Source organism: Allobosea sp. Leaf344, assembly GCF_001426225.1.
Classification (GTDB): Bacteria; Pseudomonadota; Alphaproteobacteria; order Rhizobiales; family Beijerinckiaceae; genus Allobosea.
This window is the reverse complement of record NZ_LMRT01000002.1, coordinates 465-19,130: the sequence shown is the minus strand read 5'-3', so window position 1 is coordinate 19,130 and position 18,666 is coordinate 465. Positions and strand designations below refer to the sequence as shown.

Annotated in this window: 13 protein-coding genes, 1 tRNA gene and 1 pseudogene; all 15 read left to right on the top strand. The window is 65.9% G+C overall.

What is annotated here, in order from left to right; genetic code table 11:
* Positions 1 to 67, top strand: a pseudogene (locus ASG72_RS21450) (elongation factor Tu); the annotation flags it as partial.
* Between the two features lie 187 nt (positions 68 to 254).
* A tRNA-Trp gene (locus ASG72_RS05670) sits at positions 255 to 330 on the top strand.
* Between the two features lie 319 nt (positions 331 to 649).
* Complete coding sequence (secE, locus tag ASG72_RS05665) at positions 650 to 844, top strand: preprotein translocase subunit SecE (RefSeq protein ID WP_056710034.1); 195 nt, start codon at positions 650 to 652, stop codon at positions 842 to 844.
* 15 nt (positions 845 to 859) lie between these two features.
* Entirely contained in the window at positions 860 to 1,393 is a 534-nt protein-coding gene (gene nusG, locus ASG72_RS05660) for a transcription termination/antitermination protein NusG (protein ID WP_056710032.1), read from the top strand.
* A 100-nt stretch (positions 1,394 to 1,493) separates the two neighbouring features.
* A complete protein-coding gene (locus ASG72_RS05655) occupies positions 1,494 to 3,092 on the top strand; it encodes a methyl-accepting chemotaxis protein (RefSeq protein WP_082540123.1) in 1,599 nt (532 codons plus the stop codon).
* Positions 3,089 to 3,703, top strand: coding sequence for a cytochrome b/b6 domain-containing protein (locus tag ASG72_RS05650; RefSeq protein WP_082540122.1), 615 nt, complete (start codon positions 3,089 to 3,091; stop codon positions 3,701 to 3,703). Before ASG72_RS05655 ends, ASG72_RS05650 begins: the two co-directional genes overlap by 4 nt.
* 156 nt (positions 3,704 to 3,859) lie before the next feature.
* The gene (gene rplK, locus ASG72_RS05645) at positions 3,860 to 4,291 is read left to right on the top strand and encodes a 50S ribosomal protein L11 (RefSeq protein ID WP_056710027.1); all 432 of its coding nucleotides are present in this window, start codon (positions 3,860 to 3,862) and stop codon (positions 4,289 to 4,291) included.
* Between the two features lie 13 nt (positions 4,292 to 4,304).
* A complete protein-coding gene (gene rplA, locus ASG72_RS05640; protein WP_056710025.1) occupies positions 4,305 to 5,003 on the top strand; it encodes a 50S ribosomal protein L1 in 699 nt (232 codons plus the stop codon).
* A 479-nt stretch (positions 5,004 to 5,482) separates the two neighbouring features.
* Entirely contained in the window at positions 5,483 to 5,998 is a 516-nt protein-coding gene (gene rplJ, locus ASG72_RS05635; RefSeq protein WP_056710023.1) for a 50S ribosomal protein L10, read from the top strand.
* Positions 5,999 to 6,050: 52 nt separating this feature from the next.
* Complete coding sequence (gene rplL, locus ASG72_RS05630) at positions 6,051 to 6,428, top strand: 50S ribosomal protein L7/L12 (protein ID WP_056710021.1); 378 nt, start codon at positions 6,051 to 6,053, stop codon at positions 6,426 to 6,428.
* A gap of 260 nt (positions 6,429 to 6,688) precedes the next feature.
* Positions 6,689 to 10,807 carry a DNA-directed RNA polymerase subunit beta gene (rpoB, locus tag ASG72_RS05625; protein ID WP_056710019.1) on the top strand — a complete coding sequence of 1,373 codons (4,119 nt, stop codon included), beginning with the start codon at positions 6,689 to 6,691 and terminating at the stop codon, positions 10,805 to 10,807.
* 129 nt (positions 10,808 to 10,936) lie between these two features.
* Positions 10,937 to 15,133, top strand: coding sequence for a DNA-directed RNA polymerase subunit beta' (gene rpoC / locus ASG72_RS05620; RefSeq protein ID WP_056710017.1), 4,197 nt, complete (start codon positions 10,937 to 10,939; stop codon positions 15,131 to 15,133).
* Between the two features lie 459 nt (positions 15,134 to 15,592).
* The gene (rpsL, locus tag ASG72_RS05615) at positions 15,593 to 15,964 is read left to right on the top strand and encodes a 30S ribosomal protein S12 (protein ID WP_038358286.1); all 372 of its coding nucleotides are present in this window, start codon (positions 15,593 to 15,595) and stop codon (positions 15,962 to 15,964) included.
* Between the two features lie 72 nt (positions 15,965 to 16,036).
* A complete protein-coding gene (gene rpsG, locus ASG72_RS05610) occupies positions 16,037 to 16,507 on the top strand; it encodes a 30S ribosomal protein S7 (protein WP_056710015.1) in 471 nt (156 codons plus the stop codon).
* A gap of 35 nt (positions 16,508 to 16,542) precedes the next feature.
* Positions 16,543 to 18,618, top strand: coding sequence for an elongation factor G (fusA, locus tag ASG72_RS05605; protein ID WP_056710014.1), 2,076 nt, complete (start codon positions 16,543 to 16,545; stop codon positions 18,616 to 18,618).
* Positions 18,619 to 18,666: the final 48 nt, after the last annotated feature.

Genomic DNA, 18,666 nt, shown 5'->3' with positions numbered 1-18,666 from the left:
GCGCTTCGCCATCCGCGAAGGCGGCCGCACCGTCGGCGCCGGCGTCGTCGCCTCGATCATCGCCTGAGCGGAAGCGCAGGGCACGGGATGAGGAAAGGGCGGTGGCGACACCGCCCTTTCGCATGTCCGCCGCATGACGCCTCCGGTGCGCACCGCGAAATCGCCGGGAGGCGGGCCCGCCTGGACCGCGTGACACGGCCTGCCACTTTCGACTTGAAAAGCCGCGGCGCTTGAGGCAAACAACCGCCGACTACAGGGGTGTAGCTCAGTTGGTAGAGTACCGGTCTCCAAAACCGGTTGTCGTAGGTTCGAGCCCTACCGCCCCTGCCAGTCCTTCGGAAGGCGCGTCGCGCCCCGGACTGGCCCCGCCGGATCCCCGGCCTCCCATCTCCAGCAACGGCCTCCGCCGCCGCCCGATCGCAGCGCAGCCGCGAATCCCGTGCCGGCGGAAAGGCCTCGTCCGCTGGGCTCGCGGCGGATGATGCTCCGGCTCAAAACCGCTTGGCTTACGCTGCGCAGCGATGTAAGAGGCTGGTCAAGACGGCGCGCGGCTCCCTGAGCCCCGCGCCGCGAATGTTTCAGGACGTGCGAATCGGCCCCCGGCAAGCCTGTTTGGCGGGGAGGTTCGGAACCCACAGGTTATGGCGCCATGGCAAAGTCCAACCCGTTCGGCTTCATCCAGGAAGTGCGCAACGAAGCCGCGAAGGTCACCTGGCCGTCGCGGCGCGAGACGCTGATCACCACCGGGCTGGTGCTGGCCATGGTCGTGGTGTCGAGCCTGTTCTTCCTCTTCACCGACACGATCATCCGCTGGTCGCTCGGCCTCATCCTCGGCGCTCGTTGAGCGGAGACAGATCCTGTGACAACTCGCTGGTACATCGTCCACGCCTATTCCAATTTCGAGAACAAGGTCGCGCAGTCGATCCGCGACCAGGCGGCGCAGCGCAACCTCGCCGACAAGTTCGACGAGGTGCTGGTCCCGACCGAGAAGGTCGTCGAGGTGCGCCGCGGCCGGAAGGTCGATGCGGAGCGCAAATTCTTCCCCGGCTATGTGCTGGTGAAATGCGAGATGACCGACGAGGTCTATCACCTCATCAAGAACACGCCGAAGGTCACCGGCTTCCTCGGGGCCGACAAGGCCAAGCCGATGCCGATCCCCGAGCATGAGGCGATGCGCATCAAGGGCCAGGTGGCCGAGGGCATCGAGCGGCCGAAGCCGACGATCGTGTTCGAAGTCGGCGAGCAGGTGAAGGTGGCCGACGGGCCTTTCGCCTCGTTCAACGGCGTCGTCGAGGATGTCGACCATGCCCGCGCCCGCCTCAAGGTCGCGGTCTCGATCTTCGGGCGCGCGACGCCTGTCGAGCTCGAATACGGCCAGGTCGAAAAGATCTGAGCTTCGCGTTCCGTATGACGTTTTCGTGAAGTGGCTTTTGGTTAACCCGGCATAAAGCCGGACCCCGCACCGTCCGCGGCAGGTTCAGCTGCGGGCGGCGATGTTTCCACGACACTTCAAGGCCACGGCCGACCAGCGCATGGCCCTCTGGGGCGCCTTGCTCGGCGTTCTCGTCCTGCTCTATGCGGCCACCGAGATCATCGGCTCGCATCGCGTCTCGGGCTTCGTCGGCAGCATCGCCGGCCAGGCCGCGGCGCTGGAGCGGATCGCGGCGGCCGAACCCGTCATCGGCCGTTCGCTCGCTGCGGCGCGGGCCGGAACCCTTCCCGACCCGGCCGATCTCGCGACCGCCGTGCAGACGCTGTCCGGCCTGGTCCTGCCGGAGCCCGGCCTGCGCGAGACCGCGGGGCTGATGCTCGCCAGCCTCTCGGCGGCGGAAAACGGCTCGTCGCGAGAGATTGCGCTGCAGGCGCTGGTCGAGGCCGAGCAGCGCCGCCTGGCGCTTCGCGCCGCCGTCACCGAGGCGCTGGCCGGGGTGACCGGGCGGCTCTCCTACCAGCTCGCCAATGCCCGCCAGAACAAGATCCTCCTGTCGCTGCTCGGCCTGTTCGTCTGCGCGCTGATCGTCGGCTTCGAATATCGCTGGCTGGTCCGCCCGGTCGTCGCCATGGCGCAGGCGCTGTCGGCGCCGGCGATGCACGCCACGACGCTGGAGCGCCTGGCGCTGAGACGCGACGAGATGGGCAGTCTCGGGCGGGCCCTGATGCAGCATCTGCTCGAACAGCGCCGGCAGCGCGAGGGTGCCGAGGCGCGGCTCTCGCAATTATCGGATGCGATGACCCGCCAAAGGCAGATCCAGGCGGAGAGCGAAGCGTTCCAGCAGCGCATCGCGTTGATCGCCGGCGCGATCGAGAGCCATGCCGCGCGGATGGCGCTCGCTTCGGGCGACCTCGCCGAGGTCTCGCAATTCGTCGATGCCAAGGCGGCTGCGGTGGCGCGCTCGACCGATGACGCCGCGAGCCATGTCGATGCGGTCGCCCATTCGATCGAGCAGGTCTCGCAGCTGCTCGGCACCACGGCGGACGAGGCGCTGGCGACGTCGCATGTCGCGGAACGGGCGCGCGACACCGTCGCCGCCGCCGCCTCCGACAATGCCGTGCTGAGCGATGCGGTGCGCGGCATCGATCTCGTCATTTCGATCATCGAGCGCGTCGCCAGCAAGACCAATCTCCTGGCGCTGAACGCGACGATCGAGGCGGCCCATGCCGGCGAGGCGGGCAGGGGCTTCGCCATCGTCGCCTCCGAGGTGAAGCAGCTCGCCGCCCAGACGGCGCTGGCGACCGAGGAGGTGAGGCGCGGCCTGGCCTCCGTCCGCCATGCGGCCGGGGGCATGTCGCAGCGAGTCGGCGCGCTGGTGACCTCCGTCGACGAGGTCAATCGCGCGGCGGCGGCCATCATGGGGCTGGCGCAGCAGCAGGAGGAGAGCGCCCGGCTGATCAGCTCCAGCACCACGCGGACCGCCACCGACGTCCGCGACGTCGCCGAGCAGGTCGGCCAGGTCGCGGGCATGATCGAGCAATGGCGCGGCACCGGTTCGGCGGTGACCGACGCCTCCAATGATCTGCGCCACCAGGCGGCGGCGCTGCGGGAGGCGGTCGGCGGCTATGTCGCGCAGACTCGGCAAAGGGCCCAGGCATGAGCGAGATGGCGGTGAGCCGGCACCATCCGGCGGCGGCGCAGCCTATCGGCCTCGGCCGGCTGCGGGCCTTTCCCAAGCCAGCCGTGCTGCTGCACTGGCTCTCGGCGCTGCTGGTGCTGGCCCTGTTCGTGACCGGGGTGCTGATGAAGCAGATCGGCGAAGGCCCGCTGGTCGACGCGCTCTACACCTTCCACAAGACGGCCGGCGCCACCCTGTTCCTGCTGGTGCTGGGCCGGCTCGCCTATCGCCTGCTCGCCCAGATCGCGGGGCGCTGGCGGCGGGGCGCCGGCAGTCGGCTCGTGCATGGGCTGATCTATGCCTGTCTCGTCGCGGTGCCGCTGCTCGGCCTGGCCGGGATCTCGGATTTCGGCGCGCGCGGCGTCTATTTCGGCCTGTCGCTGCCGGGGATTTGGCCGGAAGGGGCGGGGGACTACCCTTGGCTGTTCCTGCTGCATGCCTGGCTCGCCTTCGGCATGATCGCGCTGGTCGGCGTGCATATCGGGCTGGCGCTGAGCGACTACATCCAGCGCGGCGGCCACCGCGCTCTGGCGCCGGCCGAGGCGTTCGCAGACGCAAAAAGCGCTTCCCCTGCCGCTGCGGATATGCCATAGCCCCGGCCTCACATGCGTGGAAGGCCTGCCGGTCGCCAACCGGGGTATCCTGCCGCACCACGCTCTGCAACCACCCCGCACCCGGGCGAAAGCTGTTCCCGGGCGGGGCGTCGTCGTTTCGATAGGCGTCGAGGCGATACGACAGGAGCAGCCATCATGGCGAAGAAGATCACGGGTTACGTGAAGCTTCAGGTTCCGGCCGGCGCGGCGAATCCCTCGCCGCCGATCGGCCCCGCGCTGGGTCAGCGCGGCCTGAACATCATGGAGTTCTGCAAGGCCTTCAATGCGAAGACCGCGCAGATGGAGAAGGGCATGCCGATCCCGGTGATCATCACCGCGTATCAGGACCGCTCCTTCACCTTCGAGATGAAGCAGCCGCCGGTCTCCTACTGGCTGAAGAAGGCCGCGGGCCTGACCTCCGGCTCCAAGACGCCGGGTCGCGGCGGCAATGTCGGCAAGGTCACCGCCGCGCAGATCAACGAGATCGCCGAAAAGAAGATGGCCGATCTGAACTGCGATTCCGTCGAATCGGCCGCGTCCATGATCACCGGCTCCGCCCGGTCCATGGGCCTGGAAGTCGTGGGCTGAGGGGGATCTGACGATGGCACATATCGGAAAGCGCGTCGTGAAGGCCCGTGAGGGCATCGATCGCACCAAGCTCTACCCGCTCGACCAGGCCGTCGCGCTGGTCAAGGACCGCGCCAATGCGAAATTCGACGAGACCGTCGAGGTCGCGATGAATCTCGGCGTCGATCCGCGCCATGCCGACCAGATGGTCCGCGGCGTCTGCAACCTGCCGAACGGCTCCGGCCGCGTGCTGCGCGTCGCGGTCTTCGCCCGTGGCGCCAAGGCCGAGGAGGCCAAGAAGGCCGGTGCCGACATCGTCGGCGCGGAAGACCTCGTCGACCTCGTCTCGAAGGGCACGATCGAGTTCGATCGCTGCATCGCGACCCCGGACATGATGCCGCTGGTCGGCCGCCTGGGTAAGGTGCTCGGTCCGCGCGGCCTGATGCCGAACCCGAAGGTCGGCACCGTGACCATGGACCTGGTCTCCGCCGTCGCCGCCTCCAAGGGCGGTTCGGTCGAGTTCCGCGTCGAGAAGGCCGGCATCGTGCATGCCGCCGTCGGCAAGGTCTCGTTCTCGGCCGAGAAGCTCGCCGAGAACATCAAGGCCTTCGCCGATTCCGTCGCCAAGGCCAAGCCCGCCGGCGCCAAGGGCACCTATATCCAGCGCGTCGCGATCTCCTCGACCATGGGTCCGGGCGTCAAGATCGAGCCGAACACGGTGATGGCTGGCTGATCGCACAAGCGGCGTCTTGATCTCGTCAGGTCGAGACGCCACTTGGCAGAAGCAGGCGAAGGCGTTATGACGCATGCCTGTTTCCATCATGAATGGGGCTCCAGCGTGCTCGCCACGAAGGGGTCCGTTTCGCGTTTTTCGGCGGGGAACCGCCGAAGAATGGGTGATCGAGGGTGCGAGAAGCGATTGTCGCGCCCGAATCGCCCAGTCCTGTCTGAGACTGCAGGTGCTCCGCGGCTTCGGCTGCGGGCATAATTTCGCCAAGAGGCCTGCATAGACGGTGCAAGAGCTTATACGGGATCCCAGGATCCCGGGGACGGTTCGAACCATCTCGCCCGATCGCGGCCCTTCGGGGCTCGGGAAAGGGGACAGGGCACTGAGCGTCGTCTTCCGAGAACGCCGGTGTCAACCGGGGCTCGAGGAAACGACACGTGCAACCGGCGGCAGGCTTCGGCATGCCGCCTACCGGAGAGAGCCCAGTGGATAGAACGGCAAAGACAGATGCCGTCGCGACGCTGAACGGGGTGTTCGCCAACACCTCCGTCGTCGTCGTGGCCCACTATGCGGGTTTGACGGTCGCGCAGTTCCAGAAGCTTCGTCGCGAGATGAAGGCGAACGGCGCCACCGTGAAGGTCGCAAAGAATCGACTGGCCAAGATCGCTCTTGAAGGCACCGACGTCGCGTCCATCAGCCATCTGCTGAAGGGTCCCACCCTGATCGCCTATTCCAACGATCCGGTCGCGGCGCCGAAGGTCGCCACCGCTTTCGCCAAGGATCACGACAAGCTCGTCATCCTCGGCGGCGCGATGGGCAAGACCGCCCTGAACCCCGACGGCGTCAAGGCCCTGGCCACGATGCCCTCGCTCGACGAACTGCGCGCCAAGCTGCTCGGCCTCCTGCAGGCCCCGGCAACGAAGATCGCCCAGCTCTCGACCGCGCCGGCTGCGAAGCTCGCGCGCGTGTTTCAGGCATATGCCGACAAGGATGCGGCCTGAACGGCCCGTTACCCCTGACCAAGTTCGAACCTCTTAATCTAGGAACACACACATGGCCGATCTCACCAAGCTCGTTGACGAGCTCTCCTCGCTGACCGTTCTCGAGGCCGCCGACCTCGCCAAGATGCTCGAAGAAAAGTGGGGCGTCTCCGCCGCCGCCGCCGTCGCCGTCGCGGCTGGCCCGGCTGCCGGCGCTCCGGCTGCCGCTGCCGAAGAGCAGACCGAGTTCACCGTCGTTCTCGCCGCCGCCGGCGACAAGAAGATCGAGGTGATCAAGGAAGTCCGCGCCATCACCGGCCTGGGCCTCAAGGAAGCCAAGGACCTCGTCGAGGCCGCCCCGAAGCCGGTCAAGGAGTCGGTCGGCAAGGACGAGGCCGAGAAGCTCAAGAAGCAGCTCGAGGCCGTCGGCGCCAAGGTCGAGCTCAAGTGATCCGGGCCGGCGTGATGCCGGTCCTGCACTAAGCTGCCAAGCACAGTCCCGGGGCGGGTTGCCGCCTCCGGGGCTGTTGCGTCGTTTCCGCAGCGATGATGCGGAGAGGTTGTGGGGCCCTCCGGCACAAGGCCGGGTTGCAAAGGCCCCGTTCGTTCGATGTCGGCGCGCTGTTGCGCCGAACGGCTCACCCGGCGGCCTGGCCGCCGCACCGCCCGGGCTCCCGGGTGAGCCGTCCGAGAGAGATTGCGAGGAACATCATGGTCAATTCGCTCCAGGGCCGCAGGCGCGTCCGCAAGTTCTTCGGAAAACTCAAGGAAGTGGCCGAGATGCCGAACCTCATCGAGGTTCAGAAGGCGTCCTACGACCAGTTCCTGATGGTCGAGGAGCCCAAGGGCGGCCGCGGCGACGAGGGCCTGCAGTCGGTCTTCAAATCGGTGTTCCCGATCGGCGATTTCTCGGGCGCGTCGCTGCTCGAATTCGTGAAATACACCTTCGAGCCGCCGAAATACGACGTCGACGAGTGCCGACAGCGCGGCATGACCTTCTCGGCGCCGCTGAAGGTGACGCTGCGCCTGATCGTGTTCGATATCGATCCCGATACGCAGGCGAAGTCGGTCAAGGACATCAAGGAGCAGGATGTCTACATGGGCGACATGCCGCTCATGACCGATAACGGCACCTTCATCGTCAACGGCACCGAGCGCGTGATCGTCTCGCAGATGCACCGTTCGCCGGGCGTCTTCTTCGACCATGACAAGGGCAAGACCCATTCCTCGGGCAAGCTGCTGTTCGCCGCCCGCATCATCCCCTATCGCGGCTCCTGGCTCGACATCGAATTCGACGCCAAGGACATCGTCTATGCGCGCATCGACCGGAAGCGGAAGATCCCCGTGACCTCGCTGCTGTTCGCGCTGGGCATGGATGGCGAGGAGATCCTCAGCCGCTTCTACAACCACATCACCTATGCCCGCGACGACAAGGGCTGGCGCGTTCCCTACGACGCCGAGCGCATGAAGGGCTTCAAGGCGAGTGTCGACCTGATCGACGCCGACACCGGCGAGGTCGTGGTCGAGGCCGGCAAGAAGCTCGTCGCCCGCACCGCCCGCCAGCTGGCCGAGAAGGGGCTGAAGTTCCTCCGCGCCACGGATGAGGACCTCTACACCCAGTACATCGCCGAGGATCTGGTGAACCCGGAGACCGGCGAGGTCTTCGCCGAGGCCGGCGAGGAGATCACCGAGAAGTCGCTGAAGCTGTTGACCGATGCCGGCTTCGACGAGATCCCGGTGCTCGACATCGACCACATCACGGTCGGCCCCTATATCCGCAACACGCTGAACGTGGACAAGAACTCGCGCCGCGAGGAAGCGCTGTTCGACATCTACCGCGTGATGCGCCCGGGCGAGCCGCCGACGCTCGAGACCGCCGAGAACATGTTCCAGTCGCTGTTCTTCGATCCGGAGCGCTACGACCTCTCGGCCGTCGGCCGCGTGAAGATGAACATGCGCCTCGACCTCGACGCCGAGGACACCGTCCGCATCCTGCGCAAGGAAGACATCTTCGCCGTGGTCAAGGCGCTGGTCGACCTGCGCGACGGCAAGGGCGAGATCGACGACATCGACCATCTCGGCAACCGCCGGGTCCGCTCGGTCGGCGAGCTGATGGAGAACCAGTACCGGCTCGGCCTGCTGCGCATGGAGCGCGCCATCAAGGAGCGTATGTCCTCGGTCGATATCGACACGGTGATGCCGCAGGACCTGATCAACGCCAAGCCGGCGGCCGCGGCCGTGCGCGAATTCTTCGGTTCGTCGCAGTTGTCGCAGTTCATGGACCAGACGAACCCGCTCTCGGAAGTGACGCATAAGCGTCGCCTTTCGGCGCTGGGCCCGGGCGGCCTGACGCGCGAGCGCGCCGGCTTCGAGGTGCGCGACGTGCATCTGACCCATTACGGCCGCATCTGCCCGATCGAGACGCCGGAAGGGCCGAATATCGGCCTGATCAACTCGCTCGCCACCTTCGCGCGCGTCAATAAATACGGCTTCATCGAGAGCCCCTACCGCCGCATCCGCGACGGCGTGGTGACCGACGAGATCATCTATCTCTCGGCGATGGAGGAGGCGAAATACTCGATCGCCCAGGCCAATGCCGCGATGAAGGATGGCCGCCTGACCGATGATCTGATCGTCTGCCGCCGCGCCGGCGAAGTCATCGTCACCCCGGTCGACAAGGTCGACTTCATGGACGTGTCGCCGAAGCAGCTGGTGTCGGTCGCCGCGGCGCTGATCCCGTTCCTCGAGAACGACGACGCCAACCGTGCGCTGATGGGCTCGAACATGCAGCGCCAGGCCGTGCCGCTGGTGCGCGCCGATGCGCCCTTCGTCGGCACCGGCATGGAAGCCGTCGTCGCCCGTGATTCCGGCGCCGCCATCGCGGCCCGGCGCGGCGGCGTCGTCGATCAGGTCGACGCGACGCGTATCGTTATCCGCGCCTCGGACGAGATGGACCCGACCAAGCCCGGCGTCGACATCTACCGCCTGCAGAAGTTCCAGCGCTCCAACCAGTCGACCTGCATCACGCAGCGGCCGCTGGTGCGCGTCGGCGACGTCGTCAAGAAGGGCGACATCGTGGCCGACGGTCCCTCGACCGAGTTCGGCGAATTGGCGCTCGGCCGCAACGTGCTCGTCGCGTTCATGCCGTGGAACGGCTACAACTTCGAGGACTCCATCCTGCTCTCGGAGAAGATCGTTTCCGAGGACGTCTTCACCTCGATCCATATCGAGGAATTCGAGGTGATGGCCCGCGACACCAAGCTGGGCCCGGAGGAGATCACGCGCGACATTCCGAACGTTTCGGAAGAGGCGCTGAAGAACCTCGACGAGGCCGGCATCGTCTATATCGGCGCGGAAGTGGCGGCCGGCGACATTCTGGTCGGCAAGATCACGCCCAAGGGCGAGAGCCCGATGACGCCGGAAGAGAAGCTGCTGCGCGCGATCTTCGGCGAGAAGGCCTCCGATGTCCGCGACACCTCGCTGCGGGTGCCGCCGGGTGTGCAGGGCACGATCGTCGAGGTGCGCGTCTTCAACCGCCATGGCGTGGACAAGGACGAGCGCGCCCAGGCGATCGAGCGCGAGGAGATCGAGCGTCTCGCCAAGGACCGCGACGACGAGCAGGCGATCCTCGACCGCAACACCTTCGCGCGCCTGGCCGAGATCCTCTCCGGCAAGACCGGCCTCGCCGGGCCGAAGGGCTTCAAGAAGGACACGGTCATCACCCGCGAGGGGATGAGCGAGTTCCCGCGCTCGCAATGGTGGCTGTTCGCGGTCGGCGACGACGCGCTGATGACCGAAATCGAGGCGATGCGGAAGCAGTACGACGAATCGAAGAAGCGCCTCGAGCAGCGCTTCCTCGACAAGGTCGAGAAGCTGCAGCGCGGCGACGAGCTGCCGCCCGGCGTGATGAAGATGGTCAAGGTCTTCGTCGCGGTGAAGCGCAAGATCCAGCCCGGCGACAAGATGGCCGGCCGTCACGGCAACAAGGGCGTTGTCTCGCGGATCGTCGCGGCCGAGGACATGCCGTTCCTCGAGGACGGCACCCATGCCGACATCGTGCTCAATCCGCTCGGCGTGCCCTCGCGCATGAATGTCGGGCAGATCCTCGAGACGCATCTCGGCTGGGCCGCCGCCGGTCTCGGCAAGCAGATCGGCAAGGCGCTCGACGCCTATCGCAAGGCGCATGATTCCAAGGCGCTGCGGGCCTCGTTCGACGCGGTCTACGAGGACAACGAGATCATCGCCTCGATGGACGATGCCGAGCTGGTCGAGATGGGGCAGAATCTGCGCCGTGGCGTGCCGATCGCGACGCCGGTCTTCAACGGCGCCAAGGAGGCCGATATCGAGCGCCTCCTGGAGCAGGCCGGCCTCGATCGCTCGGGCCAGGTGACGCTCTATGACGGCCGCACCGGCGAGCCTTTCGACCGCAAGGTGACCGTCGGCTACATCTACATGCTGAAGCTGCACCACCTGGTCGACGACAAGATCCATGCGCGTTCGATCGGCCCGTACTCGCTCGTCACCCAGCAGCCGCTGGGCGGAAAGGCGCAGTTCGGCGGCCAGCGCTTCGGCGAGATGGAGGTCTGGGCGCTCGAGGCTTACGGCGCCGCCTACACGCTGCAGGAGATGCTGACGGTGAAGTCGGACGACGTCGCGGGCCGCACCAAGGTCTACGAGTCGATCGTGCGCGGCGAGGATAACTTCGAAGCGGGCATCCCGGAGAGCTTCAACGTGCTCGTCAAGGAAATGCGTTCGCTCGGCCTCAATGTCGAACTGATCAACAACAAGCCCCGGCCCGGCGAGTTGCCGCCGGCCGAAGCGGCCGAATAAGGCGAGCGGCCGTCACGGCCAGTTCGCGGAAGACGACATCATGCCGGCGGCACTCACGCCGCCGGCCGATCGCATGAAGGCCGGGCAGGGCGGTTCCAGAAACCCCCGCCGGCGGCAGGAGAGCAGGCGATGAAGCAAGAGGTCATGAATCTCTTTGGGCAGCAGCCGGTGCAGCAGGCGTTCGATGCGATCCGCATCTCGATCGCCAGCCCGGAAAAGATCCTGTCCTGGTCCTATGGCGAGATCAAGAAGCCGGAGACCATCAACTACCGCACGTTCAAGCCGGAGCGCGACGGCCTGTTCTGCGCCCGCATCTTCGGGCCGATCAAGGATTACGAGTGCCTGTGCGGCAAGTACAAGCGCATGAAGTTCAAGGGCGTGATCTGCGAGAAGTGCGGCGTCGAGGTGACGCTCGCCCGGGTCCGGCGCGAGCGCATGGGCCATATCGAGCTCGCCGCGCCGGTCGCGCATATCTGGTTCCTGAAGTCGCTGCCCTCGCGCATCGGCCTGCTGATGGACATGCCGCTCAAGGACCTCGAGCGCATCCTCTATTTCGAATCCTATGTGGTGATTGAGCCCGGCCTGACCCCGCTGAAGGACCGCCAGCTCCTCTCCGAGGAAGAGTATGTGCGCTGCCAGGAGGAGTATGGCGCGGACACCTTCACCGCCATGATCGGCGCGGAAGCGATCCGCGAGATGCTGCGCGCGCTCGACCTCGACCAGATCAACGCCGATCTCAAGCATGAGATCGCGACGACGACGTCTGAGTTGAAGCCGAAGAAGCTGATGAAGCGCCTCAAGATCATCGAGGCGTTCCAGCTGTCGGGCAATAAGCCGGAATGGATGGTGATGACCATCATCCCGGTGATCCCGCCGGATCTGCGCCCGCTCGTGCCGCTGGATGGCGGCCGCTTCGCGACCTCGGACCTGAACGATCTGTATCGCCGCGTCATCAACCGCAACAACCGCCTGAAGCGGCTGATCGAGCTGCGCGCGCCGGACATCATCATCCGCAACGAGAAGCGGATGCTGCAGGAATCGGTCGATGCGCTGTTCGACAACGGCCGCCGCGGCCGCGTCATCACGGGCGCCAACAAGCGCCCGCTGAAGTCGCTCGCCGACATGCTGAAGGGCAAGCAGGGCCGCTTCCGCCAGAACCTGCTCGGCAAGCGCGTCGATTATTCCGGCCGCTCGGTGATCGTGGTCGGTCCGGAGATGAAGCTGCACCAGTGCGGCCTGCCGAAGAAGATGGCGCTCGAGCTGTTCAAGCCGTTCATCTATGCGCGCCTCGACGCCAAGGGCTATTCGACCACGGTCAAGCAGGCCAAGAAGCTGGTCGAGAAGGAGAAGCCGGAGGTCTGGGACATCCTGGACGAGGTCATCCGCGAGCATCCGGTGCTGCTGAACCGCGCGCCGACGCTGCACCGCCTCGGCATCCAGGCCTTCGAGCCCGTGCTGATCGAGGGCAAGGCGATCCAGCTGCACCCGCTGGTCTGCGCCGCCTTCAACGCGGATTTCGACGGCGACCAGATGGCCGTGCACGTCCCGCTGTCGCTCGAGGCGCAGCTGGAAGCGCGCGTGCTGATGATGTCGACCAACAACATCCTGCACCCGGCGAACGGCCTGCCGATCATCGTGCCGTCGCAGGACATCGTGCTCGGCCTCTACTATCTCTCCATCGTCTCGGATGGCGAGCCGGGCCAGGGTAAGGTCTTCGGCGATTTCGGCGAGCTCGAATACGCGCTGCACGAGAAGGTCGTGACGCTGCATTCGAAGATCAAATATCGCTGGACCGGGATCGGCCAGGACGGCCAGCCCTACACCAAGATCTACGACACCACGCCCGGCCGCGTCATCCTGTCGACGGCGCTGCCCAAGCATCCGAACATGACCTTCGACGTCAGCAACCGCCTGATGACCAAGAAGGAAATCTCGGGGATGATCGACGCCGTCTATCGCGGCTGCGGTCAGAAGGAATCGGTGATCTTCTGCGATCGCATCATGGCGCTCGGCTTCTCCCACGCCTTCAAGGCGGGCATCTCCTTCGGCAAGGACGACATGGTCGTGCCGGAGAACAAATGGGAGATCGTCGACACCACCCGCGCGCTCGCCAAGGATTACGAGCAGCAGTACCAGGACGGCCTGATCACCCAGGGCGAGAAGTACAACAAGGTCGTCGACGCCTGGGCGAAGTGCTCCGACAAGCTCGCCCAGGAGATGATGGCCCGCATCTCGACTGTGAAGAAGGACGAGCACGGCCGCGACAAGCCGATCAACTCGATCTACATGATGAGCCATTCGGGGGCGCGCGGTTCGCCGGCGCAGATGAAGCAGCTCGCGGCGATGCGCGGCCTGATGGCCAAGCCCTCCGGCGAGATCATCGAGACGCCGATCATCTCGAACTTCAAGGAAGGGCTCGACGTTCTCGAGTACTTCAACTCGACCCACGGCGCCCGCAAGGGCCTCGCCGACACCGCGCTGAAGACCGCCAATTCCGGCTATCTGACGCGTCGCCTGGTCGACGTGGCGCAGGACGCGATCATCTCCGAGACGGATTGCGGCTCGGATAACGGCATCAAGATGCGCGCCATCATCGATGCCGGCCAGGTCGTGGCTTCGCTCGGCATCCGCATCCTCGGGCGCTCCGCCGCCGAGGACGTGACGGATATCGACGGCAAGGTGCTGGTGTCGAAGGGCACGATGATCGAGGAGAGCCATATCGAGGCGATCAACGCGGCCGGCATCCAGGAGGTGAAGATCCGTTCGGTGCTCACCTGCGAGACCAAGAACGGCGTCTGCGCCACCTGCTACGGGCGCGATCTCGCCCGCGGCACCCCGGTCAACATGGGCGAGGCGGTGGGCGTCATCGCCGCGCAGTCGATCGGCGAGCCGGGCACGCAGCTCACCATGCGCACCTTCCACATCGGCGGTGCGGCGACGATCGCGGACCAGTCCTTCGTCGAGTCCAATTTCGAGGGCACGGTGAAGATGCGCAACCGCAATGCGGCGCGGAACTCCGATGGCGATCTGATCGCCATGGCGCGCAACATCGCGATCGTCATCGTCGGTCCCGACGGGGCCGAGCGCGCGGTGCACCGCGTCCAGTTCGGCTCGAAGCTGCGGGTCGACGAGGGCGACAAGGTGAAGCGCGGCCAGCGCCTGATCGAGTGGGATCCCTATTCCCGCCCGATCCTGGCGGAGGTCGACGGCACCGTCGGCTACGAGGATCTCGTGGACGGCATGTCGATCACCGAGACGACCGACGAGGCGACGGGCATCTCCAAGCGCGTCGTCGTCGACTGGCGCGGCTCGGCCCGGACCTCCGATCTGCGCCCGGCGCTCACCGTGCTCGGCCCGGACGGCAAGGTCGCGAAGCTGCCGCGCGGCGGCGATGCGCGCTATCTGCTGCCGGTCGACGGCATCATCTCGCTGGAGCCGGGCGCCACTGTGAAGGCCGGCGACGTGCTGGCGCGTGTCTCGACCGACTCGGCCAAGACCCGCGACATCACCGGCGGTCTGCCGCGCGTGGCGGAGCTGTTCGAGGCGCGCCGTCCGAAGGATGCGGCGATCATCGCCGAGAAGGCCGGCGTGATCGGCTTCGGCAAGGACTACAAGAACAAGCGCCGGGTGACGCTGACGCCGCATGACGGGTCGGACCAGCTCGAATATCTGATCCCGAAGGGCAAGCACATCCATCTCCAGGACGGCGACGTCGTCGAGATGGGCGACTATATCCTCGACGGCAATCCGGCGCCCCACGACATCCTGGCGATCAAGGGCGTCGAGGAGCTGGCCGCTTATCTGGTGAACGAGATCCAGGAGGTCTATCGCCTCCAGGGCGTCGGCATCAACGACAAGCACATCGAGGTAATCGTCCGGCAGATGCTGCAGAAGATCGAGATCACGGAGTCGGGCGATACCGACATCCTGACGGGCGATCAGGTCGACCGCATCGAGCTGGAGGAGATCAACGCGAAGATGCGCGAGGAGGGCAAGAAGCCCGCAGCCGGCGTGCCGGTGCTGCTCGGCATCACCAAGGCCTCGCTGCAGACCCGCTCCTTCATCTCGGCGGCGTCCTTCCAGGAGACCACCCGCGTCCTCACCGAGGCGGCGGTCAACGGCAAGTACGACACGCTGGAAGGCCTCAAGGAGAACGTCATCGTCGGCTCGCTGATCCCGGCCGGCACCGGCGCGCAGGTCGCCCGCATCAAGCAGGTGGCGACGCGTCGCGACGATCTCATCGTCGGCCAGAAGGCGGATGCGGCGGCCAAGGCCGCGGCTTCGGCCGCCAAGGCGGTCGAGGCGGCCCTGCCTGCGGCGGAGTGATCCGGCCCGGCGCGCGCCGGACCGGTGACGAGACAGGGGAGGCCGCCTTCGGGCGGCCTTTCCGTTTTTCAAGAGGGTCGCGCCGGGCACCGCGGCCGGCCCGGGGGACGCTGCGGGGGCTCTTCGCGCCAAAACCCGGCGAAACCTGCGGTTTTGGGGTTGACGCGAATCTATCCCCGAGTCATAAGCGCGCCACTGTCGATGGTTGTCGGACACGTATGTCGCTCTGCCTCTGTTGCGAGCGAATTTCGCGGCCGAAACGCCTTCGGAACTCCAGCGTCGAATGACGACATGGCGAGACGCAAGAACACGGAGCAATTCGTGTTCCTCTGCTTGGCGGACGCGCCTGAGGCTCCCCTGACGGGTGCCGATGGCGCGGTTTCGTTTTGCTCATGTCTTCAGGCGTGCTGGGAAGCGAACCAGAGATTTCCAAACGCTCAATGGAGCGAGAGGCCTTAAATGCCGACAATCAGCCAGCTCATCCGCAAGCCGCGTTCGCCCGTCAAGGCGCGCAACACCGCTCCGGCGCTCGAGTCCTGCCCGCAGAAGCGCGGCGTCTGCACGCGCGTCTACACGACGACGCCGAAGAAGCCGAACTCGGCGCTGCGCAAGGTGGCCAAGGTCCGCCTGACCAACGGCTTCGAGGTGATCGGCTATATTCCTGGCGAGGGTCACAACCTCCAGGAGCACTCGGTCGTCATGATCCGCGGCGGCCGCGTCAAGGACCTGCCCGGCGTGCGCTACCACATCCTGCGCGGCGTGCTCGACACCCAGGGCGTCAAGAACCGCAAGCAGCGCCGTTCGAAATACGGCGCCAAGCGTCCGAAGTAATTTCTGCCCGATCGGTTGCGCATGTCGCGCCAACCGGTTCGCAGCGTTGAAGATTTGACCGGAGACTAGACGATGTCCCGCCGCCACAGTGCCGAAAAGCGCGAAATTATCCCGGACCCGAAGTTCGGCGATATCATCGTGACCAAGTTCATGAATTCGGTGATGTATGAAGGCAAGAAGTCGACCGCCGAGCGGATCGTCTACGGCGCCTTCGACATCATCGAGGGCAAGATGAAGAGCGACCCGCTCGCCGTCTTCAAGACCGCGCTCGAGAACGTCGCCCCGGCGATCGAGGTCCGCTCGCGTCGCGTCGGCGGCGCCACCTATCAGGTCCCGGTCGAGGTTCGCACCGAGCGCCGTCAGGCGCTGGCGATCCGCTGGCTGATCTCGGCCGCGCGTGGCCGCAACGACAAGACGATGGTGGAGCGTCTCTCCTCCGAACTGATGGATGCCGCGAACAACCGCGGCAATGCCGTCAAGAAGCGCGAAGACACGCACCGGATGGCGGAAGCCAACCGCGCCTTCTCGCACTACCGCTGGTAAGCGGCGTCCCGGATCCGGAAAGACAGAGCACCACCATGGCCCGTTCCCATCCCATCGATCGCTATCGCAACTTCGGCATCATGGCCCACATCGATGCGGGCAAGACGACGACGACCGAGCGCGTGCTGTACTACACCGGCAAGTCGCACAAGATCGGCGAAGTGCATGATGGCGCCGCCACCATGGACTGGATGGAGCAGGAGCAGGAGCGTGGCATCACGATCACCTCCGCTGCGACCACCTGCCTGTGGCGCGAGCATCGGCTGAACATCATCGACACCCCCGGCCACGTCGACTTCACCATCGAGGTGGAGCGTTCGCTGCGCGTGCTGGACGGCGCCGTCTGCGTGCTGGACGGCAACCAGGGCGTCGAGCCGCAGACCGAGACCGTCTGGCGCCAGGCCGACAAATACGACGTGCCGCGCATCGTCTTCGTCAACAAGATGGACAAGATCGGCGCCGATTTCTATCGCTGCGTCCAGGACATCATCGACCGCGTCGCCGGCAAGCCGGTCTGCCTGCAGATCCCGATCGGGTCGGAGTCGGATTTCGTCGGCGTCATCGACCTCGTCAAGATGAAGGCGATCGTCTGGAACGGCGAGGCGCTGGGCGCCTCCTTCGAGGAGAAGGAGATCCCCGCCGATCTCGCCGACAAGGCCGCCGAATACCGCAACAAGCTGGTCGAAGCCGCCGTCGAGATGGACGATGCGGCGATGGAAGCCTATCTCGAAGGCACGGAGCCGGATGCCGAGACGCTGCGCAAGCTGATCCGCACCGCGGTGCAGCGCCGCGCCTTCCACCCGGTGCTGTGCGGCTCGGCCTTCAAGAACAAGGGCGTCCAGCCCCTGCTCGACGCCGTCGTCGATTACCTGCCGTCCCCGGTGGATCGCGGCGAGATCAAGGGCATCGACTTCAAGACCGAGGAAGAGACCGTCCGTCATCCGACGGATGAGGATCCCTTCTCCATGCTCGCCTTCAAGATCATGGACGACCCCTTCGTCGGCACCATCACCTTCTGCCGCGTCTATTCCGGCAAGGTCGAGACCGGCGCGGGCGTGATCAACTCGACCCGCGACAAGAAAGAGCGTGTCGGCCGCATGCTGCTGATGCACGCCAACAACCGCGAGGACATCAAGGAGGCTTTCGCCGGCGACATCGTCGCGCTGGCGGGGCTGAAGGAAGTCCGCACCGGTGACACGCTGTGCGATCCGGTGAAGCCCGTCATCCTCGAGAAGATGGAATTCCCGGAGCCGGTCATCACCATCGCGATCGAGCCGAAGTCCAAGGCCGACCAGGAGAAGCTGGGTCTCGCCCTGTCGAAGCTCGCCGCCGAGGATCCGTCCTTCCGCGTCTCGACCGACCAGGAGAGCGGCCAGACCATCCTGAAGGGCATGGGCGAGCTGCATCTCGACATCAAGGTCGACATCCTGCGCCGCACCTACAAGGTCGACGCCAATATCGGCGCGCCGCAGGTGGCCTATCGCGAGACGATCACCAAGCGCGCCGAGGTCGACTACACCCATAAGAAGCAGACCGGCGGTACCGGCCAGTTCGCCCGCGTCAAGCTGGTGATCGAGCCGAACGAGGCCGGCAAGGGCTTCGAGTTCGAGTCGAAGATCATCGGCGGTGCGGTTCCCAAGGAATACATCCCGGGCGTCGAAAAGGGCCTGAACTCGGTGATCGGCTCCGGCGTGCTCGCCGGCTTCCCGGTGGTCGACGTCAAGGTCCAGCTGGTGGACGGCGCCTTCCACGAGGTCGACTCCTCGGCGCTGGCCTTCGAAATCGCCTCGCGCGCCGGTCTTCGCGAAGGTCTGCAGAAGGGCGGGTCCGTCCTGCTCGAGCCGATCATGAAGGTCGAGGTCGTGACCCCGGAGGATTATACCGGTTCGGTGATCGGCGATCTGAACTCGCGGCGCGGCCAGATCCAGGGCCAGGACATGCGCGGCAATGCGGTGGTCGTGAATGCGATGGTGCCGCTGGCCAACATGTTCGGCTACGTCAACCAGCTGCGTTCGTTCAGCCAGGGCCGTGCGAACTACACCATGCAGTTCGACCATTACGAGCAGGTTCCTTCGGCGGTCGCCGCCGAGGTCCAGGCGAAATACGCCTGATCATCCATTCGATAGACATCGACGACATTCAGACTGACGGAGGCTACG